Here is a 23738-nt window from a genome sequence, read left to right on the forward strand (position 1 = left end):
GCTATTGCCTACTCCACCGCCGCCGCGTCGCCCGGCGCGCCATAGGCGATCCAGCCGCCATCGACCGGCAGGGCGGCGCCGGTGATGTAGCCGGCCATGTCGGAGGCGAGGAACAGGATCGCCTTCGCCACATCCTCCGGCGTGCCGAGCCGGCCGGACGGGCAGCGGCGCGCCAGCACCTTCTGGTCCAGCTTGCCCTCGGCGATCAGCTTCTCGACGAAGGGGGTAAGGATATAGCCCGGCGTGACGGCGTTCACCCGTACGCCACCTTGTGCCCACTCGCAGGCCAGCGCGCGGGTCAGGCCCAGCGTGCCCGTCTTGGCCGCCGTATAGCCGTTGCGGCGTGGCAATGCGGTCCAGCTGGCGATGGAGCCGATATTCACGATGGCGCCCGCCCCCCGTGCCAGCATCGGCTTCGCCGCGTGGCGGCACATCGCATAGGTGCCGGTCAGGTGGATGTCGATGAGCCGCCGGAACTGCTCCAGCGGCTGCTCCAGCGTCGGGGTGAAGCTGTCGGAGATGCCGGCGCAGTTCACCAGCACGTCGATCCGACCGTGTTGTTTCTCCACGGCGGCGACGAAAGCCTCGCCGCTGTTCTCGTCGGTGACGTCCAGCGCAAGGCCCATATGGTCCGCGCCTAAGCTGGCCGCAGCAGACTCCGCCGCGCTGCCCGAGAGGTCACCGATGGCAACCGTCGCGCCGGCCCCGGAAAAGGCGCGGGCGGTGGCGAGCCCGATACCGCTTGCCCCGCCCGTGATGAGAACAATCTTGTCGGTGAAATCGATCATGGCGCCAAGAATGCGGCGCTAATCGGCGAAGATCAATCCTCTGCCGGCTTGGTGTGGAGCTGCACGTAATTCTGGATGCCCATGCGGCCGATCAGTTCCAGATGGGTTTCGAGGAAGTCGATATGCTCCTCCTCGCTCTCCAGGATATCGACCAGCAGCTCGCGGCTGACATAGTCGCGCACCTCCTCGCAATGCTTGATCGCGTCGCGCAGGTCGGGCACGCCGGCCAGCTCCAGCTTCAGGTCGCATTCGAGGACTTCTTTCACATCCTCGCCGATCAGCAGCTTGCCGAGATCCTGCAGGTTGGGCAGCCCTTCGAGGAACAGAATCCGTTCGATCAGCGCATCGGCATGCTTCATCTCGTCGATGGATTCCTCGTATTCCTTCTTCGCGAGGTACTCCATCCCCCAGTTGCGCAGCATACGCGAATGCAGGAAGTACTGGTTGATCGCCGTCAGCTCGTTGAACAGGATCTTGTTCAGATGCTGGATGACCTTCTTGTCGCCCTTCATGGCGGCCCTCTTGCGTTTGGTGATGCGGCAGAGGAAGATCATACACGAACAGGCCGCCTCCGGCAAATGCGGGCGGACAAAATATCAATAAATTCAACACCTAAGGGATAGTAATAATCACTTCCAAGGCAAGTGCGAGTTAATCGCCGCCGGCCATCGCCATCGCTGGCTGCATGAGGGTAGCGGTCGCCGCCTTCGCCTCGCCGAGCATCTCGCAAATGCTCTGCTTGCAACGCCCGCACTGCGGCTGGCTGCCGCAGGCGCGATACACCTTGCCGGCGGTCGTGGCGCCTTCGGCAATGGCGGTACGCACATGGCGTTCGGAGATCGCGTTGCAGATGCAGACATACATGGCGATTCGGGTCCCCAGCGGGCACGTCTTCAGCGTGCGGACCCCGATCATATGATAAGAGTGCGAATGAGTGTCAACGAAAATGCGAATCGTTCGTATTGGTTGGCGCGCTCAGTAATTTCTGCGTTGGTGATCAGGCCGGCCAGGTGACGATGTGGTCTTCCAGGTCGTCCTCATCCACCAGCATTTCCGGGATGACGCGGCGGCGCACCGAGATACCGGCGGAATGCACGGTGCTGGCATCGCCGGAGACCAGCGGGTGCCAGTCTGGCAGCTCTTTGCCTTCATGCAGCAGCCGGTAGGCGCAGGTAGATGGCATCCAGGGCAGATGTTCCAGCTTGCCGGGCGACAGCACGACGCAGCCCGGCACCAGCCGGTTGCGGTTCTTGTAGTCGCGGCAGCGGCAGGTTTCGATGTTCAGGAGCTTGCAGGCGACATCGGTGTAATCGACGGCGCCGCTATCCTCGTCCAGCAGTTTCAGCAGGCAGCATTTCCCGCAGCCATCGCACAGCGATTCCCATTCGGCGCGGGTCATCTCCCGCAGGCTCTTGCGTTTCCAGAAGGGCAGGTCGGTTGTCATCGCCCCAGCATAGTCCCGGACCCTTCAGGATGACAGGCACTAGCGTTTGCGGTTACTTTGTATGCGTTGTTTCTGATGGAGGGGCCGATGCGTCTTGCCGTGATCCTGCTGCTGGCATTTCCCGTCATGGCGGTCGCCACGCCCGCCGAGGCCGCCAAGCGCTTCACCGGTGCGGCCGCCCTGTCGGAGGCCGGCGCCTATATCTCCGCCAGCCTCGCCTATCCGAAAAGCTATTACGACCCGGGCCGGCTGGCGGTGCAGCTGGTGGAGGTCTATCGCGGCGCCTTCATGTCGAATGTCCGGTTCCGCCCCAGCCTTGGCCACCAGGTGGTGCTGAGCAAGGGCATGAACCAGCATGACGCGATGGAGGATGGCCAGTGCGCTGATTTCCGGCTGACGGTCGAGCGATTCAGCGCCAACAGCCTGGGCGCACTCGCTGCCGGCGAGACCGGACCGCTGGCCATCGACAGCATGGACACGATCTTTGGCAGCATCTGCCTGCGCAGCGCGCGGGATGTGACGGTTGATATCCAGAGTCTGTTGCTGGACCAGCCCTCCGAGGGGCGGGCCGCCTTCAACCGGCCGTTCGGCTTCGGCGGAGCAGGCGGCGACGAGGGGGGACGCTAAGGCTGGGTTCCGGCCTTTTCCAGCTCCGGGCGCAGCCGGCCGGTGGCCCACAGGAAGAACATGCGGAAATCGCTGTAAAGCGACCACAGCGGGTAGCGGAAGGTGGCCGGGCGGTTCCGCTCCACCCGGAAATGCGCGATCCAGGCGAAGAAGTAGCCGGCGATCAGCGCGGCCAGGAACAGCCAGCCCGTGCCGGTCAGAATGGCGGCGGCCAGCAGGAGCAATCCCAGCCCGGTGCCAGCATAATGCAGCGCCCTTGTCGCGGGCTTCGCATGTTCGCGCAGATAGAAGGGCCAGAACTCATTATAGGTCCGGATCGGCGCTTCAGGATTCTGCATGACGCCTCCTCGTCATTTGCACTGCGGCTAATGTTGCAATGCAGCTGATGAAAGCGTATTTCAACCAGTCCAGACGTTAACACGCTTTTTTCACGGGAGTCCGGTTATGGGCTATAAGGTTGCGGTTGTCGGTGCCACGGGGGCTGTCGGGCATGAGATGCTCACTACCCTGGCCGAGCGTAACTTCCCGGCCGACGAGGTTGTCGCGCTCGCCTCGGAGCGTTCGGCCGGCCAGCAGGTGTCCTATGGTGAGGACACCGTGCTGAAAGTCCAGAATCTGGAGACTTTCGACTTCAAGGGTACCGATATCGCGCTGTTTTCGCCGGGGGCGAAAATCTCCGCCGTGCACGCCCCGCGTGCCGGCAAGGCGGGTGCCATCGTCATCGACAACACCTCCCAGTTCCGCATGGACCCGGATGTGCCGCTGATCGTGCCGGAGGTGAACCCGCAGGCGATTGCCGGCTACACCAAGCGCAACATCATCGCCAATCCGAACTGCTCCACCATCCAGATGGTGGTGGCGCTGAAGCCGTTGCACGACCGCTTCAAGATCAAGCGCGTCGTGGTCTCGACCTACCAGTCGGTGTCCGGCGGCGGCAAGGAGGCGATGGACGAGCTGTTCAACCAGACCCGTGCGGTCTATGTGAACGATACGATTAACAAGGAGGTCTTCACCAAGCAGATCGCCTTCAACGTGATCCCGCACATCGACATCTTTATGGATGACGGCTCGACCAAGGAAGAATGGAAGATGCGCGTCGAGACCAAGAAGATCCTCGACCCGTCCATCGAGGTGTTTGCCACCTGCGTGCGCGTGCCGGTGTTCATCGGCCATGCCGAGGCGGTCACCATCGAGACCGAGAAGCCGATCGACGAGAACGAGGCGCGCGCCATCCTGCAGAAGGCCCCGGGCGTCACCGTGGTCGATCACCGCGCCAATGAAGGCTATGTCACGCCGCAGGAAAGCGCCGGCGAGGATGCGGTCTATATCAGCCGTATCCGCAAGGACCCGACCGTGAAGAACGGTCTGGGCTTCTGGTGCGTGTCGGACAATTTGCGCAAGGGGGCGGCACTGAACGCCATCCAGATCGCCGAGACGCTGATTGCCACGCATCTGCGCAAGGCCGCCTGATTACCGGCTGGCACCCAGACGCGAAAAGCCCCGCCAACTGGCGGGGCTTTTTTTGGTCTAGATAAGAATTCAGCCCGCGACCTTGCAGGCCTTGCTGATTTCCTCATAGGCCTTGGTGAAGCCGCTCAGCGAGTAGGTGTCCGTGGTCTCGGTGCCGCGAGAGGACACGCCCTTGATGACCATGCTGGAGCCCTTTTTCATGGCGTCCACAAGCTGCTTGTCCTCCTGCGCGGTAGCGGCCCAGGCATGGTCATCGACGGTGAACAGACGGTAGGTCGTGCCGCCGATATTCACGCTGATCTCGCTGCCTTCCTTGTACTGGTAGCCGGCGATAACGCTGACCACGCCGACCGACTTCTTGGAGGGCCGGTGCGTCACCAGCGTGTATATCTTGCCGCGCCTGGTGTAATCGCCTTCATCCTTGGTCGGTTCGCTGACCATGTAGCACACGATCCCGCCATTCTCCTGATAGGTGAAGGCGCTCCAGGCGTTGTAGGTGCCGATCTGCTTGGGCTGCTGGGCACTGGCCTGGCCGGTCGCTGCGGGCAGGGACGCCAGGGACAGGAAGGCTGTCCAGAGGGCGAGGCGAAAGAGCGGGGAGATGCGAATCGACTTCATCATGTCGGTAACCTAAGCGAGAGCCCTATGCCCTGCCAACCCAGGATTGCCCCGGTTGGCCGTCAATTTGATGCCAGCTGGCTTCTAGGCGGCAAATCGAACTTTTTTGAGGCGGCCGGTAATCCGGCAACGCCACCGCCCCCGTATAAGTTTTCATGCAGGGACAAATTGACATCAGTCTGAAGCTTCGACGCGACCGTTCGCCGGCCAGCCCTGCCTTGTCCTGCTTTGTGGTTCCCTCGCTTGCAGGGATGGGCGGAAACCCCCTACATAAGGGGGCGGGCGTGGCACGGCCCGCAAAAGGGGGCGGCGAAGCCGGATCGATGTCGGTAAAGACCCAGGAAGAACTCTTGATCGCCGTCGGGCGGAATCGTGACAGGGATGCGTTTGCGGCGCTGTTCTCGCACTTCGCCCCCCGGCTGAAATCCTTCCTGATGCGCCAGGGCACGGCGCCGGAAGGTGTCGAGGAACTGGTCCAGGAAGCCATGCTGATGGTGTGGCGCCGCGCCGAGACCTTCGATCCGTCGCAGGCCAGCGCCAGCACCTGGATATTCACCATCGCCCGCAACAAGCGGATTGATGCCCTGCGCCGCACGCGGCGGCCGGAACTCGATCCGGAGGACCCGGCGCTGGTGCCCAGTGCCCCGGCCGCTGCTGACGATGTGGTGTTCGAGACCCAGCGCGACGCGGTCGTGAAACAGGCCCTGAAGACCCTGCCGCCAGAACAGGCGGACCTGTTGCGCCTTGCCTATTTCGAGGACAAGTCGCACGGCACGATAGCGGCTGAGAGCGGTATCCCAATCGGGACAGTGAAGTCGCGTATCCGACTTGCCCTGGCGAAGCTGCGCCAGAGCCTAGCAAGTGAGTTGATGTGATGATGTTTCATGTAAGCGAAGAACATCTGATGGATTATGCGGCGGGCACGGCCAGTGAGCCGGTCAGCCTGCTGGTTGCAACCCATCTGGCATTGTGCCCGGAATGCCGGGCCAAGGTGGCGGATTACGAGCGTATCGGTGGCGCGATGCTGGCGGACAGCCAGCCGGCCGACCTGACCGATGCGGCGTTGGACGCGGTGCTGGCCCGGCTCGACGAGGAGCCTGCCGATCTGCCCGCGCATAAGCCGGCGGTTCGCTATGATGAGCAGACGCGGCGTGTCCTGCCGGAGCCGCTGCGCTCCTACCTCGGTGATAATCTGGGTGCGCTGCCTTGGCGCAACGTGACCCGGTCGCTGCAGGAGATCGAGCTGCCGATTGGCGACAGCGGCTACCGTACCCGTCTGCTGCGTATCAAGGCGGGGCAGGCGATGCCGGAACATACGCACGGCGGCAGCGAGATGACGCTGGTGCTGGCGGGCGGCTTCTCGGACGACACGGGTCATTACGGGCGCGGCGATGTCTCGATTGCCGATGATGAGCTGGTGCACACGCCGGTGGCCGATGCCGGCGAGGATTGCATCTGCCTTGCCGTCACGGATGCGCCGCTGAAGCTGACCGGTCCGGTGGGGCGGATCATCAACCTCTTCATGCGCTATTAATTTCGCTATCAGTTTCCGGCGCGGGCCAACAGTTCCTCGACCTTCGGCAGGATGCGCCCGACCACCTCGGCGACTCCTTGCTCGTTAGGGTGGATGCCGTCCGGCTGGTTCAGCGATGGCTCCGTTGCCACCCCATCCAGGAAGAAGGGGTAGAACACCACGTCGTGCTTCTCGGCGAGGCGGTGGTAGGCGGCGTGGAAGGCCTCGGTATAGTCGCGCCCGAAATTGGGCGGGGCATGCATGCCGGCAAGCAGCACGGGAATATTTTCCTGCTTCAGCCGGGTCAGGATGGCATCGAGGTTGGCGTAGAGCTGTTCGACCGGCTGGCCGCGCAGCCCGTCATTCGCCCCCAGCTCGACGATTGCGGCATCCGGCTTTTCGGCCAGCGCCCAGTCCAGGCGGGCGAGGCCGCCGGTCGAGGTGTCGCCGGACACGCCGGCATTTACCACCCGCACCTGCTTTCCGGCAGTACGCAGGGTTTCTTCCAGCTGCGCCGGGAAGCTCTTGCCGTCGGGCAGGCCATAGCCCGCCATCAGGCTGTCGCCCAGGCCCAGGATGACGGTCTCCGCTCGCGCCGCTGTGCTGGCTAACAGCAGGGCGGCCAGTAGCGCCGGCACGATCAGTCCGTTGAATATCTTGCGCAGCGGGCCATATCCGGATTGGGCCTGCCGCACTGCAGCAGCCCGGCGGTTTCCACAATCAGTCCCGGCAACAGCGCAGGCTTGCGACATGACAGCGCCCTCTTCCTCGGCTTCGGACTCGTCGCGCGATCCGATCATTCAGCTCGACGATGTGCGCCTTAACTTGAGAAGCGGGGCGGGCGAGGTCAACATCCTGCGCGGAATTGACCTCACCATCGCGGCGGGCGAGACGGTCAGCATTGTCGGTCCGTCCGGGGCCGGAAAATCCTCGCTGATGATGCTTATGGCGGGGCTGGAGCGCGCGACCGGCGGCTCGATCCGCGTTGCCGGCCATGATCTGGGCGGCATGAACGAGGACCGGCTGGCGCTGTTCCGCCGCGCCCATGTCGGGATCGTGTTCCAGGCCTTCCGGCTGGTGCCGACCATGAGCGCGCTGGAGAATGTCGCCATACCGCTGGAACTGGCTGGTGCGGCGGACGCCTTCGACCGGGCGGCGGAAGGGCTGGCGGCGGTCGGCCTCGGCCATCGTACCGGCCATTATCCCGACCAACTGTCCGGCGGTGAGCAGCAGCGCGTTGCGCTGGCCCGCGCCTTCGTCGCCGGCCCGTCGCTGCTGCTGGCGGACGAGCCGACCGGCAATCTGGACGGCCATACCGGCGAGCAGGTCATCGAACTGATGTTCGACCTGAAGCGCCGCTTCGGCACCACGCTGGTTCTCATCACCCACGACCTTGATCTTGCGCGGCGCTGCCAGCGCACCATCCATCTTTCGGACGGCCGCATCGTCTCTGACGAGCGCGCGGGCGAGGCCAGCCTCGCCGCTGCGGCCGGGGGCTGATATGCCAGTTTGGGGGATGCCGGTCTGGTTGCGCTTTGCCCGGCGCGAGCTGCGCGGCGGGCTGAAAGGCTTCCGCATCTTCCTCGCCTGCCTGATGCTGGGCGTGGCGGCGATTGCCGGCGTCGGCTCCGTCTCCGAATCGCTGCTGGCCGGCCTGCGTGCCGATGCCAGCCAGATCCTGGGCGGCAGTGTCGATGTCGAATCGGTGCACCGGCCGATCACGCCGGAGGCGCTGGCCTATCTGCAAACGCAAGGACGATTGTCGCATGTCGCCGACATGCGGGCGATGGCGCGCAATCCGAACGGTGACCAGCGCTCGCTCTCCGAACTGAAGGCGGTGGACGGCGCCTATCCGCTCATCGGCGCCATGGAACTCGACCCCGCCTTGCCGCTGGAAGAGGCGCTCGCCAATCGCGGCGGCGTCTGGGGGGCGGTCATCGAACCCAATTTGCTCGACCGTCTGGGACTTGCTCTGGGTGACCGGCTGCGCGTCGGCGAGCTGGATGTCGAGGTGCGGGCCACGATCCTGCGCGAGCCGGACCGCGCGGTCAGCTTCGCCAGCTTCGGGCCGCGTGTGATGATCGCCCGCGACGCGCTGGAGGCGACCGGTCTTATCCAGCCCGGCACGCTGATCGACTATCATTACCGCCTTGTGCTGCCCACAGGCACCGACCATGCCGCCTGGATGCGGGATTTCCGCGACCGTTATGCCGCCGATAATGGCTGGCGCGTGCGCGGCCTCAGCGAGGCGGCGCCGGGCCTGCGGCGCTTCATCGACCGGGTGGCGCAGTTCCTGACGCTGGTCGGGCTGACCGCGCTGCTGGTCGGCGGTGTCGGCGTCGGCAATGCGGTGAAGAGCTATCTGGACGGCAAATCCACCACCATCGCCACGCTGAAATGCCTGGGGGTCGAGGGGGCGGTGGTGTTCCGCACCTACCTGTCGCTGGTGATGATCCTGGCGCTGGCCGGCATCGCCGCCGGGCTGGTGCTGGGCGCAGCGCTGCCCTATGCCGCGGCGGCAGTGCTGAACCAGCTGATCCCGGTGCAGGTGGCGCCGGCACTCTATGCCGGTCCGTTGGCGCTCGCCGGCCTGTTCGGCCTGCTGACGGCGCTGGCCTTCTCGCTCTGGCCGCTGGCGAAGGCGAAGGATATCCGTCCTGCAGGCCTGTTCCGCCAGCTGGTCAGCGGCGAGGGCGGCCGGGTCGGCCTGCCCTATATCCTGGCGCTCGGCCTGTCGGCGGTGGCTTTGGCGGCGCTTGCCATCTTCTCCTCCAATGAGCGGGTGCTGGCCGGCTGGTTCGTGCTTGGCGCCATCGGTGCCGTCCTCATCTTCCTGGGGGCGGCGCGTTTGCTGATGCTGGGCGTCGCGGCGGCGGGGCGTCCGCGCCAGCCGACGCTGCGGCTGGCGCTGGCCAATCTGCACCGGCCGGGCGCGCCGACCGCCAGCATTGCGCTTTCGCTGGGGCTGGGCATCACCGTGCTGGTCGCGGTGGCGCTGACCCAGGCCAATATGGCGCGGCAGGTGACCGAGCAGTTGCCGGAGCAGGCACCCAGCTATTTCTTCATCGATATCCAGCCGAACCAGATCGACCGCTTCCAGCAGACCGTCGATGCGGTGCCGGGCATCAGCAAGGTCGAACGCACGCCGATGGTGCGCGGCCGCGTCTCTGCCATCAATGGCGTGCCTTCCGACCAGGTGACCGTCGATCCGGAGGTGCGCTGGGTGCTGCGCGGCGACCGTGGCCTGACCTATGCCGCCGCCCCGCCACCGGGAACGCAGATCGTCGCCGGCGACTGGTGGCCGGAGGATTACAAGGGGCCGCCGCTGATCTCCTTCGATGCGGAGATCGCCGCCGGCATGGGCATCGGCATCGGCGACACGCTGACGATCAATGTGCTGGGGCGGGACATCACCGCGACCATCGGCAATCTGCGCCGGATCGACTGGGGCAATCTGTCGATCAACTTCGTCATCATCTTCGCGCCGGGCACGATGGAGGCTGCACCCCATACCATCATTGCTACCGTGAACACCGATGGCCCGGCGGCCGAGGAGGCGGTGCAACGCGCCGTCACCGACGAGCTGCCGAATGTGAACGCGATCCGCGTGAAGGACGCGCTGGAGGCGGCGAACCAGATTCTGGAAGCGGTCGGGCAGGCGGTGCGGATCACCGCCTCGGTCGCGATCCTTGCCGGCACGCTGGTGCTGGGCGGGGCGGTGGTCGCCGGCCATCACCGCCGGGTCTATGACGCGGTGGTGCTGAAGGTGCTGGGGGCGACGCGGCGTGACGTGCTGGCGGCCTTTCTGCTGGAATACGGGCTGCTGGGGGCGATGGTGGCGCTGATTGCCTCGGTCGTCGGCACCATCGTCGCCTGGGCGGTGCTGGTCTTCGTCATGCGCTCTGACTTCGTGTTCGCGCCCGGTGTCGTGATTTGGACATCATTGCTGTGTACGGTCATTACCGTCGCACTGGGTCTTGCCGGGACCTGGCGGGCGCTGGGCCAGAAGGCGGCCCCGCTGCTGCGCAACGAATAAGGGAGGCGGACATGCGCGTTCTGATACTGGCGGCCCTGCTTCTGACAGCTGCTGTCCCGCAGGCGCGCGCCGAGGAACCTTCCGGCAATCCGGTGGAGACGCTGCGCGAAGGGATGACGAAGGCGGTCGAGGCCCTGCGCGATCTTGCCGAGGAAGTGCAGCGCTATGGCGTCCCCTATTTCGACAAGGACGGCAACATCGTCATTCCGCGCAAGGTGCCGGATGAGGGTGTGCCCGATACCGCCGATACACGGCAAGCGGAGGCCCGCTCGATCACACTCTGATCTGATCGCTGTCACCATTTTTTCTTAAAAAACAGTCAATTGCCTGCATTTTCCGGTTGCGATATGCTGCCCGCCATCATTGGCTTGAGGGCGAAAATCATCATGTCGCAGCAGAATTTCGAGAGCCTGAAGAAGGGTGTCGAAGCCGATCCGGCGCTGGTCCAGAAATTGTCCGGAATGAAGGAAGTGGGCGATGTCGCAGAGTTTCTGGCCGGCGTTGCCGCGCAGAAGGGCATTGCGCTGAATGCTGAGCAGATCAAGGCACAGATGACGGCCAGCAAGGCCGGCCCGGACGACGAGCTGGACGATGCAGCACTGGAAGCGGTGTCCGGCGGCGGCTCGCCCTATTGCATGTTCACCAAGGGCTGCTACTGCATTTTCACCAAGTGACGGTAGGCCAAAAAAGCCGACAGGGAGGAAGGTAATGGCAAATCAGGCATTCGAGGCGCTGAAGGCAGCCGTGAAATCCGACAAGGCACTGCTCGACAAGCTGTCCGGTCATAAGGAAATGGGCGACGCCGCCGAGGCGCTGGCCGGCATCGCCAAATCGAAGGGCATCGATATCTCCGCCGAGCAGATCAAGGCGCAGATGACGGCCAGCAAGGCCGGCCCTGATGACGAGCTGGACGATGCCGCGCTGGAAGCGGTGTCCGGCGGCGGCTCGCCCTACTGCATGACCACCAAGGGCTGCTATTGCATGTGCACCGGCAAGTTCACCGAAAACTGGTTCTGAGCCCGCATTTCCTTGCCGCCTGAGTGACAAAGCCGTTCGACGATATCCTCCAGCCGCTGTGCGACGGCGCGCTGGAGGAGTTGCATCTGGCCGCGGAAGTATCGGGGGTCGACGCGACAGTCGGGCGGGTGGTGTACGAGGGCATGCGTCCCTTTCTGCTGGAACGGCTGTGCACCCTTGCAGCGCCGGTTCTGTTCGCGGCGTTCGACAAGGCCCGTCCCGCGCCGCCGCCAATCTCTCTCCTGCTGGACGAACCGCCGGAGGATGTGTCCCGCGCCACCTACGCAGCCTTTGCCGCCGGCATGGAAGCTGGCGGTCTGGACGTTCTGCGGCGTTCCTATCCCGGCCTCGACACGGCGCTGACCCTTCTCATCAAGCATCATTCCGCCGCCGCGCTGGAACTGGCGGTGCGGCTGCAGGCGGATCGCGCCGCCATGCGCAGTTTCATGCCTAGCTGGTCGGCGGGCATGCCGCCACTCGTCTCCATCGGGTTTGGCCTGTCCGATCCGCATGCGCAGGGGCGCATGGTTGCCCGCCTCGGCTTCGCGGATGGTACGGTGCTGGCCTACAAACCACGCTCGCTGGCGGTCGAGTCCGGGTTCGCCGGTGTGTTGAACTGGCTGGCGGCGCGCAATCCCGCCTTGCCGGATCAGCGCCTGCCGCGCGTGCTGGATCGTGGCACGCATGGCTGGATGGAGTGGGTCTCTCCCGCCGATTGCCGCGACGAAGGCGAGGTGGCGGCATTCTACCGCCGACTCGGCATGCTGATGGCGGTGCTTGGCCTGATGCGCGGCACCGATATCCATTCCGAGAACCTGATCGCGGCGGGCGCCTATCCGGTTATCGTCGATCTGGAATGCCTGCTGGCGCCCGATGCGATGCCGGACTGGCTGAAACGCCTGTCAGACCTGCCGCCCTTCATGGAAAGCGGACTGCTGCCCTTCCTGCTGCCGCTGGGTGAGGGGCAGTGGCGCAATATCGGTTCCGGCGGGCCGCCGCTGCCGCCGGTGCCGCTGCCGGACCATGGTTTTCGCCATGCTGGCACCGACTGGATGCGCCGCGCGGACATTCTGCGCCAGCCGGAGGAACCTTGCCTGCCGCGTCTTGGCGGCGCGGAGCAGGATATACGCGCGCATCTGCCGGCACTGGAGGAAGGCTACCGGCAGGCGCAGGAGACAATGCTGGCGCACCGCGCCGATTTCCTTGCAGAGGACGGGCCGCTGGCCGGTTTTGCCGATGCGCGCTGCCGTTTCGTCGCTCTGCCCACCGACTCCTATCGACGGCTGCTGGCCCGGCTGCGCGAACCGGACATGATGGCCATGCCCGACGCGGTGGAGCGGCAGACGGCGCGCATCGCCCGTCCGGCCCTGCCGGGTATCGCGAAGGCCGACTGGCAACGGCTGCTGGCGGCAGAGGCGGCGGCGCTCGGCCGGGGAGATGTGCCGGCCTTCCTGTTCAGCCCGTCCGAGGGCATCCTCTCCGAATCCGCTGGCGCGCCGGTTGGAAGGCTGGGCGACCGGTCGCCGCTGGAGGCAGCACGGCAGGCCATAGGGGGGCTGGACGAAAAGACGTTGGCGCGACACACGGCCATCCTGCGCGGCGCCTTTGCCCCCACGCCTCTGCCTGTGGAGGGCGATCTGCTGGACCGGCTGGCGGGGTGGCTGGCGGCGGGAGCGATTCCGCGCGGCGATGGCGGGGTGGACTGGCTGCGCCCGCATGAGGAATTGCCGATTTCGTTTCGCGTCGCCGGCCACGGCCTCTACCACGGCAGTGCCGGTATCGCGCTGGCGCTGGTGGCGGCTGGCCGGCACCGGGGGCGGTCTGACTGGCTGAACCTTGCGGCCAAGGCGCTGCTGCCACTGCGCCATCTCGCGGCGGATGGGACAGCGCAATCGCTGGCGCAGGCGTTCGGTGCCGGTCATGCGGTCGGCCTGGGCGGCATGATCGCCGCGCTGGTCTGGGCCGGCGAACTGCTGGAAGAACCCGGTTATGTCGTGGCCGCACTGGCGCTGACGGGCCGGCTGGGTGATCCGGCGGCGATCTCCTCCTTCGATTTCTATGACGGTATCGCCGGGCTGTTGCCGGCGCTGCATCTGCTGGGACGGCGGACCGGGAATGCCGCGCCGCCCTCGCTGATGGCACGCTGGGCGGACCGGCTGCTCGCCTTGGCGACGGAAGAGGAGGACGCACTTCTCTGGCGTCCCCGGCGCGGTCAGCCGGTGGCGGGGTTGGCGCATGGCCAGTCCGGCATGGCGGTGGCGCTGGCCTCTGCCTTCAACGCGACGGGACAGCAGCGCTATCTCGCGGCGGCACAGGCCGCCCTGCTGCCGGAGGACCGGCTGTTCAATGCCGATACGGGGAACTGGCCGGACCCCAACGGGAAAGGCCGTCCTTCGACCGCCTGGTGCCATGGCGCGCCGGGTGTGGCGCTGGCGCGGGCCGCGCTGCTGAAACTGGCGCCGGAGGCCTTCGCGGACCGCCGGACGGAGCTGGCACGGGCGCTCGCAACCACCGCTGCCGATCCCGCCGGGGAAGCCGGCGATATGTGTTGCGGGCTGGCTGGCCGGCTGGCCGTACTAACGCTAGCCGGGGCAGAGGATGCGGCTCTGGCGGATGCGGTGCGGCTGCGCTGGTCCGGTGACAGGCCGGGCCTGTGGAGCGACGCGCTGCCCTTCGCGGCGCCCGACCCCTGCCTGTTCAAGGGCGTGGCGGGGATCGTCCTGGCGCTGGTGCAGGCGGAGGCGCCGGGGCTGGCGCCGCCCGTCCTGCTCCCCGCGCTGGGTTAGAGAACCGGCATCGGCTCCTCGTTCAGGATCGCCTCGATGCCCTTCAGTACCGTGTCCGACAGGGCAACATCGGCGCTGCCGATATTCTCGGCCAGCTGCTCGACGCTGGTGGAGCCAATGATGTTCGCGGTCACGAAGGGCCGGCTGTTCACATAGGCCAGTGCCATATGCGTCGGGCTGAGGCCGTTTTCCTTTGCCAGCGCCACCAGCTTCTCGGTCACCGCCATCGGCTTCGGCGCGATATAACGGCCATAGCGCGAGAAATACCGGTCCATGCGCGAGCCCTGCGGAATCGCACCGCCGAGATATTTGCCGCTGAGCGCGCCCATGGCGAGCGGCGAGAAGGCGAGCAGCCCGACATTCTCATGGATCGCCATTTCCGACAGGCCGATCTCGAACGGGCGGAACAGCAGGCTGTAGGCGTTCTGGATGCTGACAACGCGCGGCAGGTTCAGCTGCTCGGCGGCGCGCAGGAAGGCGTGCACACCCCAGGGCGTCTCGTTCGACAGGCCGACGGCGCGGACCTTGCCGGCCTTCACGATCTCGGCCAGCGCCTCCAGCGTTTCCTCGATCGGCGTGGCGCCGGGCGATTCCTTGTGGACATAACCGAACTGGCCGGCGGTGTTGGTCTGCCGGTCGGCCCAGTGCAGCTGGTACAGATCGACATAGTCGGTCTTCAGCCGGCGCAGCGAATCGTCGATGGCCTGATGAATATTCTTGCGGTCCAGCTTCGCCTGGCCGCCCCTTATATGCTCAAAGCCCTTGCGGCTGGCGCCCACCACCTTGGTTGCCAGCACGAATTGGTCGCGGTTCTTGCGGGCGGCAATCCAGTTGCCGACGATTTCCTCGGTGGCACCATAGGTCTTGCCGCTGGGCGGCACCGGATACATTTCCGCCGTGTCGATGAAGGTCACGCCGTGATCCAGCGCATAGTCGAGCTGGGTATGCCCCTCGGCCTCGGTGTTCTGTTCACCGAAAGTCATGGTGCCGAGGCAGATGACGCTGACCTCGATGTCGGTACGGCCAAGGCGGCGCTTTTCCATGGCGGATGGTCTCCTCACGGGATGAAGGCTGGCACGTCGGTACGGAAGGTCCGGCGCGGTAAGTCGGTATCCGGTATAGCGGCCTGAGGGCGGGTTGCAAGCGCCGAGAAAGCGGCGCGCCCTTAAATCGGCCTTCTGCGGTCCTATATCTATTGAAGCCGTGGAGCAATTCGCCTACATCAGATGCAGTTTGCGTCCACCGCATAGCAGAGGGAAGCGATGGATACTCAAAAGCAGTATATGAACCGGGCGGAAGCACTTTCGGCGGACATCGATGCCGGGCTTCGCGCCCATATGCTCAAGGTTTACAACTACATGGCCAGCGGCCTGGCGCTGACGGGTATCGTCGCCTACGCCGTCGCGCAGATGGCCGTGGAGAGCTGGAGCCCGCTGGCACTGACCGATCTGGGCATGACGCTGTATGCCTCGCCGCTGAAGTGGGTGGTGATGCTGGCGCCGCTGGCCTTCGTGTTCGGCCTGTCGATGGGCATCAACCGCATGTCCTACGCCACGGCGCAGATGGTGTTCTGGGCCTACGCAGCCGTGATGGGTCTGTCGCTGTCCTCGATCCTGCTGGTCTTCACCGGTGAGAGCGTGGCGCGCGTGTTCTTCATCACCGCCGGCATGTTCGCCGCGACCAGCCTGTATGGCTACACCACGAAGCGTGACCTGTCGCGCCTCGGCTCCTTCATGTTCATGGGGCTGATCGGCATCATCATCGCGTCGGTGGTCAACATCTTCGTCGGTTCGACGGCGCTGCAGTTCGCCATCTCGGTGATCGGCGTCATCGTGTTCACCGGCCTGACCGCCTGGGACACGCAGCGCATCAAGGAACTGTATGTCGAACTGGACGGCAGCGAGATCGCCGGAAAGAAGGCGCTAATGGGAGCTCTGTCGCTGTACCTCAACTTCATCAACATGTTCGTCATGTTGCTGCAGCTGTTCGGTACGCAGCGCGAGTAGCAGACCGCCAAAAGAAGAATCGGAAGGGGCCGTCCGGATATCCGGGCGGCCTCCTCTTTTCGGGCGGTGCTCAGAGGCTGTCGATGAAGCGCGCCAGCTTCAGGTCGCGCGCGCTGATCCCGCCGCCATCATGCGTCGTCAGCGTAATCTCCACCCGGTTATAGACGTTCGACCATTCCGGGTGATGATCCAGCTTCTCGGCCATCAGGGCGATCCTTGCCATGAAGCCGAAAGCCTGATTGAAATCGGCGAATTTGAAGCTTCGGGCGATTGCGGATCGCCCCTCGACCCGCCGCCACCCCGCCAGTTCCTTCAACGCCGCGTCGATTTCCGTATCCGTCAGTCGCTGTACCATCCGAAAAGACCTCCATGGCTGCTTCCAAACTCCTGAAATTCCCCGTCGGCGCCAGCTTGGCGGCCCAGCCCGGGCGCGCTATCGTCGATCACATGAAGACACCGATCCACACCACGGCGCCCAGCCTTGAGGATATCGAGGAGATGGCCCTGGCCGCGCTGCAGGTCATCCCTGATCCGCTGCGCCAGCATGTGCGCGATGTGCTGCTGCGGATCGAGGATTTTCCCGACGAGGATACCGAACTGGAGATGGGGGTGGAAACGCCCTTCGACCTGCTGGGCCTCTATCGCGGCGTGGCGATGACCAACCGCAGCCTGCTGGATGTGCCGCAGGATGTGGACATGATCTTCCTCTACCGCCGGCCGATCCTGGATTACTGGTGCGAGACCGGCGAGGATCTGCAGGACATCGTGCGCCATGTGCTGATCCATGAGATCGGCCATCATTTCGGCTATTCCGACGAGGATATGGAAGCCATCGAGGAGCAGGACTGAGGGGCGCTCTCGCGCTTTTCTGGCGAGACGACCGTTTTCCTGCCATGCTTTGCCTCTATCTCATGAGGCATGACGCGCTTGGTCCAATCCCGCTCCTGCCATTGTCTGCTGCTGGTCCTGCTGGCGCTTGGCCTGCTGCTGCCGTCCCGCGCGGCGCGGGCGGAGATTCCCGTCGATCTGCAGCTCGTGCTCGCCATCGACGCTTCCTCCTCGGTCGATTTCGACGAGTTCAACCTGATGGCCAACGGTCTGGCGCACGCCTTCCGCGACGAGCGCGTGAAGCAGGCCATTTCCAGCGGCGCGCTGGGGGCGATTGCCGTCACGGTGGTGCAATGGGCCAGCGCGGGCACCAACGCCCAGCATGTCTCCGTGCCCTGGCAGCTGGTCGATAGCCCGGCAGCCTCCGAGGCACTCGCCGATACTTTGCAGATGATGCCGCGCGACGTGGATGGCGGCGGAACCTCCATCGGCAATGCCATCCGCTATGCGTCACGGCAGTTCCCGGCCGGCCCCTATCGCGGGCTGCGGCAGGTGATCGACGTGTCGGGGGATGGCATCGACAATGGCGTCGATCCGGTGCGCGAGGCACGTGACGAGGCGGTCGGGCAGGGCATTACGGTGAATGGTCTTGCCATCCTGAACGAGGAAAAGAACCTCGACCGGCACTATCAGGATTATGTCATCGGCGGGCCCGGTGCTTTCGTCATCGATGCCGCCGACTATGCCGACTTCTCCCGCGCCATCCTGCAGAAGCTGATCCGCGAGATCAGCGACGTGCCCATCGCCCGGAATGATCGGGTGCCTGCCGCTATCCTGGCCGCGCGCTAGATCTTGCTGAGCGGGAAATAGCGCGTCAGCAGGAAGGGCGTCTCCCGGCTGTCCTGGCGGAACAGGGCGACCGCCTCGACGCGCAGCGGTTCCGCCGCGAAACGTGCCACCATCGGCTCCAGCGCCTGACGGAAGGCGGCTCGCTCAGCCTCGTCGGGCAGGCGGCAGGTCAGCGTCAGGTGGAAGCGGAACTGGTCCATCACATAGGGATAGCCCCAGCGCACCAGCATCTCTTCCTGCCGGTCGCTCAGCCCGGCGGCGCGGCGTTTCGCCAGTTCCGATTCCGTGGCCGGTGCGCGGAAACGGTCCAGTGCGGTGACGGCGGCAGCGGCCAGCGTATCGATCTCCGGCGATGGCGTGGCGCAGTGCAGGGCCAGGAAGCCCGACAGCTCCTTCAGCACCAGCGGTGGCGCGATGAAGGGGCGCAGCTGTGCGGCGAACCGCCCGACGCTGCTGACAAGCTGCGCCTCCGCCGCCTTGGGATGCAGCCGGAAGGGCGGCTTCAGCGTGCCGTGAAAGCCGTAATGCCGGGCGTCGCTGGTGACGTTGGCGAGGCGCGCCGGCGTGACGCCGGCCACCGCCGGCTGTTCGCGCAGTGCACCGCTGACGGCATCGCGCCCCAGCCAGCGGCAGCCGAAACGGTACAGGTCACTGTCCTCGGGCGGGCAGTAATACAGGGCGTAGCGCGGTTCACTCATGCTGGCCGGGTCTTCAGTTTGGGCGGGTCTTCAGTCGGTGGAATTGTGCCTGGGCGACGCCGGCCAGCACCACCAGCCCACCGATGATCTGGCCGGTGGTCGGGATGGCGCCGATCAGCATCGAGATAAGCACGGCGAAGATCGGCAGCAAGTTCATATAGAGGGCAGCCACCGGCACGCCGACGATGCCGATGCCGCTATGCCACAGGAAGGTGCCGAACAGGGTGGGCAGCAGCGCCACATAGACGAGGCCGACCACAATGGTCAGCGGCGGCAGCGCGTCGGGCAGCTGGGCGATGCCGGCGAGGCAGAGCAGTGGATAGAGCAGCACCATACCGGTGCCCGCCGCCGTCATGGTGAAGCTGGTGATCTGCAGCTGCGAATAGCCGGCCAGCCAACGCTGCGCGAAGACCGAATAGCTGCTCCAGCAGATCATGCCGCAGACCAGCAGCACTTCGCCCAGCACCGGCACGCGGTGATCCTGGCCCGGCCCCGCCGGCTCGCGGCTGAACACGGCGATCAGCCCGCCGGTGACGGCGAAGGCCATGGCCAGCCACATCTCCCGGCCGGGCCTTGTGCCGCTGATGATCCAGTTCACCAGCGTTGCCACGACGGGCGAACAGGTGGCGATGATGGCGGCGGAGATCGGTCCGGCGAAATAGATGCCGGAGGAATAGAACAGCGCGAAACCCAGCACGCCGGGGATGCCCAGGATCGCGATCCGGCGCAGCGGGAAGCGCGCCGGGGTGCCGGCATCTGCCTCTGCATCCTTTGGCGGGGTAGGACGGAAGGGCTGCGCGGTCGAGAGGGTGAGCCAGCACATCGCCACCGGAATCAGGATCAGGTAGCGGAACAGCGCCACCGTCCAGACGTCCAGCGTGCCCAGCAGCACATCCAGCACCGGGATGTGCGATCCCCACAGGATCGCCACACCCAGCAGCAGCATGTTGGCAAACAGAACGCGGCCGAGCGGAAGGTCCGCCCGGCCGCTGCCTGTCACCGGATTTGGGGTTTCGGTCACGTCCCCCGGATCATTTCATCGTCGGCATGATGAATTCGGCACCGGAGCGGATGCCGGTCGGCCAGCGCTGGGTGATCGCCTTCATGCGGGTGTAGAAGCGCACGCCTTCCGGCCCGTGCATGTGGTGATCGCCGAACAGCGAGCGCTTCCAGCCGCCGAAGGAATGGAAGGCCATCGGCACCGGGATCGGCACATTGATGCCGACCATGCCGACCTTGATCTGGCTGGCGAATTCGCGCGCCGCATCGCCGTCGCGGGTAAAGATCGCGGTGCCGTTGCCGAATTCGTGGTCATTGACCATCTTCACAGCGCTTTCATAGTCCGGCGCGCGCACGACGGAGAGGACCGGGCCGAAAATCTCCTCCTTGTAGATCGTCATGTCGGTGGTGACATTGTCGAACAGGCAGCCGCCCATGAAGAAGCCGTTCTCATAGCCCTGCAGCTTCAGGTCACGGCCATCGACCACCAGCTTCGCGCCTTCCTTCACGCCCTGATCGACGTAGCCGCGCACCTTCTCAATGTGCTGGCGGGTGACCAGCGGCCCCATCTCCACTTCCTTGTCCATGCCGGGGCCGACCTTCAGCGAGCGCACCTTCGGCGTCAGCCGGTCGATCAGCGCATCGCCCACCTTGTCGCCGATGGCGACGGCGACGGAGACCGCCATGCAGCGCTCACCGGCGGAGCCGTAGCCGGCCCCCATCAGCGCGTCGGTCGCCTGGTCGAGATCGGCGTCGGGCATGACGATCATGTGGTTCTTGGCACCGCCCAGCGCCTGCACCCGCTTATTGTGCGCGGTGCCGGTGTGATAGACATATTCGGCGATCGGGGTGGAGCCGACGAAGCTGACCGCCTCGATGCCCGGATGGGTGAGGATCGCGTCCACCGCCTGCTTGTCGCCATGCACGACGTTGAACACGCCGTCCGGCAGGCCCGCTTCCTTCAGCAGCTCGGCCAGGATCAGGCCGGCCGAGGGATCGCGCTCCGACGGCTTCAGGATGAAGCAGTTGCCGCAGGCAATCGCCACCGGGAACATCCACATCGGCACCATGGCCGGGAAGTTGAACGGGGTGATGCCGGCGACCACGCCCAGCGGCTGGCGGATGGTCCAGGCGTCGATGCCACCGCCCACCTGCTCGGTATATTCACCCTTCAGCAGCTGCGGAATGCCGCAGGCGAACTCGACCACTTCCAGCCCACGGGTCACCTCGCCCTGCGCGTCGGGGAAGGTCTTGCCATGCTCCGCGGTGATCGCGGCGGCAAGCCGGTCCATGTTCTTCTCGATCAGTTCCTTGAACTTGAACATGACGCGCGCGCGGCGCAGCGGCGTGGCGGCGGCCCATGCCGGGAAGGCGGCCTGCGCGGCAGAGACGACCTTGTCCACCTCGGCCGGGGTGGCCAGCGGCACGCGGGCCTGCACCTCACCGGTCGCCGGGTTGAACACGTCGCTGAACCGGCCGCTGGCGCCGTCCACCGGCGCGCCGTTCACATAATGCTGCAGCGTCTTGGTCATGGGGTTCCTCCGAGTTGTCGTCACGCCGGGTTCGATCCGGGGATCGCCGTGCGGCCTGCCTGTTTGACTGTCCGGGCTTGGTTATAGCGCCCCATGATGGGGAAGAACAACGGGCCGATAAGCACCGTTTGGCGATCCGCGGCAAACCGCCTTATCCTGCTGGCAAAGAACAAACCGGGAGAGGACGCCATGATCGCGCAGATACTGACACCCCGCATGATGCTGATCGGCGGCGATGCCGCCAAGGAGATCGCGCTGGTCATGCACAAGCTGGGGGTGCACCGGCCGCTGATCGTGACCGACCCGTTCATGCGCGATTCCGGCATGCAGGCGAATGTGACCGACCCGCTGGATTCCGCTGGCATCCGCTGGGATGTCTTCGCCGATACCGTGCCCGACCCGACGACGGATGTGGTGGAGGCCGGGCTGGGCCGGCTGCGCCTCGGCACCTTCGACTGCCTGATCGCCTTCGGCGGCGGCAGCCCGATGGACACCGCCAAGGCGATGAACGCGCTGGCCGCGCTGGGCGGCAAGATGCGCGACCACAAGGTGCCGAAGGCCGCCGACAAGGCAGCGGTACCGCTGATCTGCATCCCGACCACGGCGGGTACCGGCTCGGAGGTGACGAAATTCTGCGTCATCACCGACACCGAAACCGACGAGAAGATGCTGGTCATGGGGCTGGGCTGCCTGCCGACGGTGGCGCTGGTCGATTACAAGCTGACGATGAAGAAGCCGTTCCGGCTGACCGCCGACACCGGCATCGACAGCATCACCCATGCGGTCGAGGCCTATGTCTCGAAGAAGCGCAACCCGATGTCGGATGTCTATGCGCTGACCGCCATGCGGCGGCTCTACACCCACATCCGCACCGCCTGCTTCGAGCCAGAGAATGAGCAGGCGCGCGAGCAGATGATGCTGGGCGCGACGCAGGCAGGCCTGGCCTTCTCCAACGCCTCGGTGGCGCTGGTGCATGGCATGAGCCGCCCGATCGGCGCCTTCTTCCATGTGCCGCACGGCCTGTCCAACGCCATGCTGCTGCCCGCCGTGACGGAATTCTCGGCCGAGGCGGCGATGGACCGCTATGCCGATTGCGCGCGCGCCATGGGCATAGCGCCAGAGGATGAGGGCAACCAGTCGGCGGTGAACCGGCTGCTCGATGCGCTGCGCCGGTTGAATAAGGATCTGAAGGTGCCGACTCCGAAGGATTATGGCATCGACGAGGGGCGCTACATGGAACTGCTGGACACCATGGCCAGCCAGGCCATCGCTTCCGGCTCGCCGGGCAACAACCCGCGCGTGCCCGACGCGGCGGAGATCGTCGATCTCTACAAGCGGGTTTACGCCTAGCTTTTCGCGGGCGGCAGGGCGGTCGGCGGCTCTGTGTTGCCGCCCGCAGGGCCGGTTCCGGCGCTCTTCAGGGATTCGGGCGACCACAGGGGCTCGTCCGGCCCTGGGTTATTCGCGCCCGCGCTGTTTTCCGCGCCGTCGTTGGGCCAGCGCTGCAGCGCCAGCGCCCAGATCAGCGCGATGTTCAGCACCGGCACGAAGCTGGCCAGCACCCACCAGCCGGAATGGCCGATCCGGTGCAGGACGCGCACCGATGCCCAGATGGTGACGGCGAATACCGCCAGGCCCAGCAGGCCGGCGGGCACCAGGATCACCTCCATGCCGGCCATCATTATTCGCGGGTCCGGGATTCGGAAGCCCGGGGCCTGTTCGGCCAGTCCATGAAGGCCAGCGGCAGCAGCGCCAGCAGCCAGCCAATGCCGGGCACGAAGACCAGCAGGGCGAACAGCGGGTTCAGGCCCGTGCGCTCATAGATGCGCCACATGGGGTAGATGATCAGCAGCGCGAAGATGATGTTCCAGCCGAACATGCCCATGCCGGAATACTCCCTCAGGATGCGTCGGTGCGGAGGCTCTTCTTGAGCTTTTCGGAGGCGGATTTCAGCTGCCCGCAGGCGGCCATGATATCCGCACCGCGCGTCGTGCGCACCGGCGAGGCATAGCCCGCCGCCATAAGGATCTTGGAGAATTTGTCGATCCGCGTGTTGCTGGACCGCTCATAGGGCGAGCCCGGCCAGGGGTTGAACGGGATCAGGTTCATCTTCGCCGGAATACCCTCCAGCAGCTTGACCAGCGCGTGCGCATCCTCGTCGCTGTCGTTCACGCCCTTCAGCATCACGTACTCGAACGTGATGCGCCGCGCGTTGGAGAGGCCCGGATAGTTCCGGCACGCGTCCATCAGCTGGGCGATCGGGTACTTGCGGTTGATCGGCACCAGCACGTCGCGCAGCTCGTCCCGCACGGCGTGGAGGGAGATCGCGAGGAGGACGCCCATCTCGGCGCCGACGCGCTCGATGGTCGGGACCACGCCCGAGGTCGACAGCGTGATGCGGCGCTTGGAGAGGGACAGCCCGTCGCCGTCCGACACCACCGCCATCGCGGCCTTCACGTTGTCGAAATTGTAGAGCGGCTCGCCCATGCCCATCATCACCAGATTGGTCACGCGCCGGCCCTCGCGG

At 65.5% G+C, this 23738-nt stretch carries 29 protein-coding genes; 14 read left to right on the forward strand and 15 right to left on the reverse strand.

Annotated features, from left to right (window positions below; translation table 11 throughout):
* Positions 1-8: 8 nt before the first annotated feature.
* From MK313_RS09985 to MK313_RS10000, 4 genes are all read right to left on the reverse strand, one after another.
* Positions 9-788 carry an SDR family NAD(P)-dependent oxidoreductase gene (locus MK313_RS09985; protein ID WP_287781274.1) on the reverse strand — a complete coding sequence of 260 codons (780 nt, stop codon included), beginning with the start codon at positions 786-788 and terminating at the stop codon, positions 9-11.
* A 32-nt stretch (positions 789-820) separates the two neighbouring features.
* Positions 821-1300 (reverse strand): bacterioferritin, encoded by a 480-nt coding sequence (gene bfr, locus MK313_RS09990; protein ID WP_008943729.1) that lies wholly within the window; start codon positions 1298-1300, stop codon positions 821-823.
* 139 nt (positions 1301-1439) lie between these two features.
* On the reverse strand, positions 1440-1703 hold the full coding sequence (locus MK313_RS09995; protein WP_287781276.1) for a bacterioferritin-associated ferredoxin: 264 nt from the start codon (positions 1701-1703) through the stop codon (positions 1440-1442).
* Between the two features lie 82 nt (positions 1704-1785).
* A complete protein-coding gene (locus tag MK313_RS10000; RefSeq protein ID WP_008943731.1) occupies positions 1786-2232 on the reverse strand; it encodes a YcgN family cysteine cluster protein in 447 nt (148 codons plus the stop codon).
* Between the two features lie 87 nt (positions 2233-2319).
* Here MK313_RS10000 and MK313_RS10005 point away from each other — a divergent pair, with 87 nt between their 5' ends.
* Complete coding sequence (locus MK313_RS10005) at positions 2320-2859, forward strand: hypothetical protein (protein ID WP_121221709.1); 540 nt, start codon at positions 2320-2322, stop codon at positions 2857-2859.
* Here the strand turns inward: MK313_RS10005 and MK313_RS10010 are convergent.
* Positions 2856-3197, reverse strand: a complete 342-nt coding sequence (locus tag MK313_RS10010; RefSeq protein ID WP_287781279.1) for a DUF962 domain-containing protein — start codon at positions 3195-3197, stop codon at positions 2856-2858. The genes MK313_RS10005 and MK313_RS10010 overlap by 4 nt on opposite strands.
* Positions 3198-3303: 106 nt before the next feature.
* On the opposite strand from MK313_RS10010, the gene MK313_RS10015 reads away from it, so the two are divergent.
* Positions 3304-4329 (forward strand): aspartate-semialdehyde dehydrogenase, encoded by a 1026-nt coding sequence (locus tag MK313_RS10015; protein ID WP_008943734.1) that lies wholly within the window; start codon positions 3304-3306, stop codon positions 4327-4329.
* 69 nt (positions 4330-4398) lie between these two features.
* Here the strand turns inward: MK313_RS10015 and MK313_RS10020 are convergent, their stop codons facing one another.
* Positions 4399-4950: an invasion associated locus B family protein gene (locus tag MK313_RS10020; RefSeq protein WP_008943735.1), complete on the reverse strand. Its 552-nt coding sequence runs from the start codon at positions 4948-4950 to the stop codon at positions 4399-4401.
* Positions 4951-5270: 320 nt separating this feature from the next.
* Between MK313_RS10020 and MK313_RS10025 the strand changes: the two genes are divergently transcribed.
* Together MK313_RS10025 and MK313_RS10030 are read left to right on the forward strand one after the other, a co-directional pair.
* Positions 5271-5822, forward strand: coding sequence for a sigma-70 family RNA polymerase sigma factor (locus MK313_RS10025; protein WP_008943736.1), 552 nt, complete (start codon positions 5271-5273; stop codon positions 5820-5822).
* A complete protein-coding gene (locus MK313_RS10030; protein ID WP_287781283.1) occupies positions 5822-6481 on the forward strand; it encodes a ChrR family anti-sigma-E factor in 660 nt (219 codons plus the stop codon). Before MK313_RS10025 ends, MK313_RS10030 begins: the two co-directional genes overlap by 1 nt.
* 8 nt (positions 6482-6489) lie before the next feature.
* Here the strand turns inward: MK313_RS10030 and MK313_RS10035 are convergent, their stop codons facing one another.
* Complete coding sequence (locus tag MK313_RS10035; protein ID WP_287781285.1) at positions 6490-7155, reverse strand: arylesterase; 666 nt, start codon at positions 7153-7155, stop codon at positions 6490-6492.
* Positions 7156-7210: 55 nt separating this feature from the next.
* Between MK313_RS10035 and MK313_RS10040 the strand changes: the two genes are divergently transcribed.
* The 6 genes from MK313_RS10040 (at position 7211) to MK313_RS10065 (ending at position 14299) form a co-directional block, all read left to right on the forward strand.
* Entirely contained in the window at positions 7211-7960 is a 750-nt protein-coding gene (locus MK313_RS10040; RefSeq protein ID WP_183078018.1) for an ABC transporter ATP-binding protein, read from the forward strand.
* Between the two features lies 1 nt (position 7961).
* The gene (locus tag MK313_RS10045) at positions 7962-10496 is read left to right on the forward strand and encodes an ABC transporter permease (RefSeq protein WP_287781288.1); all 2535 of its coding nucleotides are present in this window, start codon (positions 7962-7964) and stop codon (positions 10494-10496) included.
* A gap of 11 nt (positions 10497-10507) precedes the next feature.
* Positions 10508-10780, forward strand: a complete 273-nt coding sequence (locus MK313_RS10050; RefSeq protein ID WP_287781290.1) for a hypothetical protein — start codon at positions 10508-10510, stop codon at positions 10778-10780.
* A gap of 102 nt (positions 10781-10882) precedes the next feature.
* Positions 10883-11170 carry a Nif11-like leader peptide family natural product precursor gene (locus MK313_RS10055; RefSeq protein ID WP_287781292.1) on the forward strand — a complete coding sequence of 96 codons (288 nt, stop codon included), beginning with the start codon at positions 10883-10885 and terminating at the stop codon, positions 11168-11170.
* A 34-nt stretch (positions 11171-11204) separates the two neighbouring features.
* Positions 11205-11513: a Nif11-like leader peptide family RiPP precursor gene (locus MK313_RS10060; protein WP_008943743.1), complete on the forward strand. Its 309-nt coding sequence runs from the start codon at positions 11205-11207 to the stop codon at positions 11511-11513.
* A gap of 23 nt (positions 11514-11536) precedes the next feature.
* Positions 11537-14299 (forward strand): type 2 lanthipeptide synthetase LanM family protein, encoded by a 2763-nt coding sequence (locus MK313_RS10065; protein WP_287781295.1) that lies wholly within the window; start codon positions 11537-11539, stop codon positions 14297-14299.
* Here MK313_RS10065 and MK313_RS10070 read toward each other — a convergent pair.
* Entirely contained in the window at positions 14296-15342 is a 1047-nt protein-coding gene (locus MK313_RS10070) for an NADP(H)-dependent aldo-keto reductase (protein ID WP_287781297.1), read from the reverse strand. The two genes, MK313_RS10065 and MK313_RS10070, sit on opposite strands and share 4 nt — an antisense overlap.
* Before the next feature lie 219 nt (positions 15343-15561).
* On the opposite strand from MK313_RS10070, the gene MK313_RS10075 reads away from it, so the two are divergent.
* Positions 15562-16305, forward strand: a complete 744-nt coding sequence (locus MK313_RS10075) for a Bax inhibitor-1/YccA family protein (RefSeq protein WP_121221729.1) — start codon at positions 15562-15564, stop codon at positions 16303-16305.
* 70 nt (positions 16306-16375) lie between these two features.
* On the opposite strand, the gene MK313_RS10080 is transcribed toward MK313_RS10075, so the two are convergent.
* A complete protein-coding gene (locus MK313_RS10080; RefSeq protein WP_287781300.1) occupies positions 16376-16660 on the reverse strand; it encodes a 4a-hydroxytetrahydrobiopterin dehydratase in 285 nt (94 codons plus the stop codon).
* 14 nt (positions 16661-16674) lie between these two features.
* On the opposite strand from MK313_RS10080, the gene MK313_RS10085 reads away from it, so the two are divergent.
* Positions 16675-17154 (forward strand): metallopeptidase family protein, encoded by a 480-nt coding sequence (locus tag MK313_RS10085; RefSeq protein WP_008943748.1) that lies wholly within the window; start codon positions 16675-16677, stop codon positions 17152-17154.
* A 69-nt stretch (positions 17155-17223) separates the two neighbouring features.
* Complete coding sequence (locus MK313_RS10090; RefSeq protein ID WP_008943749.1) at positions 17224-17982, forward strand: DUF1194 domain-containing protein; 759 nt, start codon at positions 17224-17226, stop codon at positions 17980-17982.
* On the opposite strand, the gene MK313_RS10095 is transcribed toward MK313_RS10090, so the two are convergent.
* The 3 genes from MK313_RS10095 to MK313_RS10105 are packed head-to-tail and all read right to left on the reverse strand — an operon-like array spanning position 17979 to position 21211.
* Positions 17979-18680, reverse strand: coding sequence for a DUF1045 domain-containing protein (locus tag MK313_RS10095; RefSeq protein WP_287781303.1), 702 nt, complete (start codon positions 18678-18680; stop codon positions 17979-17981). The two genes, MK313_RS10090 and MK313_RS10095, sit on opposite strands and share 4 nt — an antisense overlap.
* Before the next feature lie 13 nt (positions 18681-18693).
* Complete coding sequence (locus MK313_RS10100; RefSeq protein ID WP_287781305.1) at positions 18694-19701, reverse strand: DMT family transporter; 1008 nt, start codon at positions 19699-19701, stop codon at positions 18694-18696.
* Positions 19702-19711: 10 nt separating this feature from the next.
* A complete protein-coding gene (locus MK313_RS10105) occupies positions 19712-21211 on the reverse strand; it encodes a CoA-acylating methylmalonate-semialdehyde dehydrogenase (RefSeq protein ID WP_287781306.1) in 1500 nt (499 codons plus the stop codon).
* Between the two features lie 189 nt (positions 21212-21400).
* On the opposite strand from MK313_RS10105, the gene MK313_RS10110 reads away from it, so the two are divergent.
* Positions 21401-22561 (forward strand): iron-containing alcohol dehydrogenase, encoded by a 1161-nt coding sequence (locus tag MK313_RS10110; RefSeq protein ID WP_287781308.1) that lies wholly within the window; start codon positions 21401-21403, stop codon positions 22559-22561.
* Here MK313_RS10110 and MK313_RS10115 read toward each other — a convergent pair.
* The 3 genes from MK313_RS10115 to rlmN all read right to left on the reverse strand — a co-directional run.
* Positions 22558-22881: a DUF805 domain-containing protein gene (locus MK313_RS10115; RefSeq protein ID WP_083859585.1), complete on the reverse strand. Its 324-nt coding sequence runs from the start codon at positions 22879-22881 to the stop codon at positions 22558-22560. The two genes, MK313_RS10110 and MK313_RS10115, sit on opposite strands and share 4 nt — an antisense overlap.
* Positions 22882-22892: 11 nt before the next feature.
* Complete coding sequence (locus MK313_RS10120; RefSeq protein ID WP_008943755.1) at positions 22893-23096, reverse strand: hypothetical protein; 204 nt, start codon at positions 23094-23096, stop codon at positions 22893-22895.
* A gap of 14 nt (positions 23097-23110) precedes the next feature.
* On the reverse strand, positions 23111-23738 hold a 628-nt coding region (rlmN, locus tag MK313_RS10125), incomplete at its 5' end, for a 23S rRNA (adenine(2503)-C(2))-methyltransferase RlmN (protein ID WP_287781311.1).

It is taken from the genome of Oceanibaculum sp. (genome assembly GCF_022449305.1).
Lineage (GTDB): Bacteria > Pseudomonadota > Alphaproteobacteria > Oceanibaculales > Oceanibaculaceae > Oceanibaculum > Oceanibaculum indicum.

Excerpts from the sequence above, each read along its gene's own strand:
- MK313_RS09985 (WP_287781274.1), bottom strand. The coding sequence starts at position 788 with ATGATCGATTTCACCGACAAGATTGTTCTCATCACGGGCGGGGCAAGC.
- bfr (WP_008943729.1), bottom strand. The coding sequence starts at position 1,300 with ATGAAGGGCGACAAGAAGGTCATCCAGCATCTGAACAAGATCCTGTTC.
- MK313_RS09995 (WP_287781276.1), bottom strand. The coding sequence starts at position 1,703 with ATGATCGGGGTCCGCACGCTGAAGACGTGCCCGCTGGGGACCCGAATC.
- MK313_RS10000 (WP_008943731.1), bottom strand. The coding sequence starts at position 2,232 with ATGACAACCGACCTGCCCTTCTGGAAACGCAAGAGCCTGCGGGAGATG.
- MK313_RS10005 (WP_121221709.1), top strand. The coding sequence starts at position 2,320 with ATGCGTCTTGCCGTGATCCTGCTGCTGGCATTTCCCGTCATGGCGGTC.
- MK313_RS10010 (WP_287781279.1), bottom strand. The coding sequence starts at position 3,197 with ATGCAGAATCCTGAAGCGCCGATCCGGACCTATAATGAGTTCTGGCCC.
- MK313_RS10015 (WP_008943734.1), top strand. The coding sequence starts at position 3,304 with ATGGGCTATAAGGTTGCGGTTGTCGGTGCCACGGGGGCTGTCGGGCAT.
- MK313_RS10020 (WP_008943735.1), bottom strand. The coding sequence starts at position 4,950 with ATGATGAAGTCGATTCGCATCTCCCCGCTCTTTCGCCTCGCCCTCTGG.
- MK313_RS10025 (WP_008943736.1), top strand. The coding sequence starts at position 5,271 with ATGTCGGTAAAGACCCAGGAAGAACTCTTGATCGCCGTCGGGCGGAAT.
- MK313_RS10030 (WP_287781283.1), top strand. The coding sequence starts at position 5,822 with ATGATGTTTCATGTAAGCGAAGAACATCTGATGGATTATGCGGCGGGC.
- MK313_RS10040 (WP_183078018.1), top strand. The coding sequence starts at position 7,211 with ATGACAGCGCCCTCTTCCTCGGCTTCGGACTCGTCGCGCGATCCGATC.
- MK313_RS10045 (WP_287781288.1), top strand. The coding sequence starts at position 7,962 with ATGCCAGTTTGGGGGATGCCGGTCTGGTTGCGCTTTGCCCGGCGCGAG.
- MK313_RS10050 (WP_287781290.1), top strand. The coding sequence starts at position 10,508 with ATGCGCGTTCTGATACTGGCGGCCCTGCTTCTGACAGCTGCTGTCCCG.
- MK313_RS10055 (WP_287781292.1), top strand. The coding sequence starts at position 10,883 with ATGTCGCAGCAGAATTTCGAGAGCCTGAAGAAGGGTGTCGAAGCCGAT.
- MK313_RS10060 (WP_008943743.1), top strand. The coding sequence starts at position 11,205 with ATGGCAAATCAGGCATTCGAGGCGCTGAAGGCAGCCGTGAAATCCGAC.
- MK313_RS10070 (WP_287781297.1), bottom strand. The coding sequence starts at position 15,342 with ATGGAAAAGCGCCGCCTTGGCCGTACCGACATCGAGGTCAGCGTCATC.
- MK313_RS10075 (WP_121221729.1), top strand. The coding sequence starts at position 15,562 with ATGGATACTCAAAAGCAGTATATGAACCGGGCGGAAGCACTTTCGGCG.
- MK313_RS10080 (WP_287781300.1), bottom strand. The coding sequence starts at position 16,660 with ATGGTACAGCGACTGACGGATACGGAAATCGACGCGGCGTTGAAGGAA.
- MK313_RS10085 (WP_008943748.1), top strand. The coding sequence starts at position 16,675 with ATGGCTGCTTCCAAACTCCTGAAATTCCCCGTCGGCGCCAGCTTGGCG.
- MK313_RS10090 (WP_008943749.1), top strand. The coding sequence starts at position 17,224 with ATGACGCGCTTGGTCCAATCCCGCTCCTGCCATTGTCTGCTGCTGGTC.
- MK313_RS10095 (WP_287781303.1), bottom strand. The coding sequence starts at position 18,680 with ATGAGTGAACCGCGCTACGCCCTGTATTACTGCCCGCCCGAGGACAGT.
- MK313_RS10105 (WP_287781306.1), bottom strand. The coding sequence starts at position 21,211 with ATGACCAAGACGCTGCAGCATTATGTGAACGGCGCGCCGGTGGACGGC.
- MK313_RS10110 (WP_287781308.1), top strand. The coding sequence starts at position 21,401 with ATGATCGCGCAGATACTGACACCCCGCATGATGCTGATCGGCGGCGAT.
- MK313_RS10115 (WP_083859585.1), bottom strand. The coding sequence starts at position 22,881 with ATGGAGGTGATCCTGGTGCCCGCCGGCCTGCTGGGCCTGGCGGTATTC.
- MK313_RS10120 (WP_008943755.1), bottom strand. The coding sequence starts at position 23,096 with ATGGGCATGTTCGGCTGGAACATCATCTTCGCGCTGCTGATCATCTAC.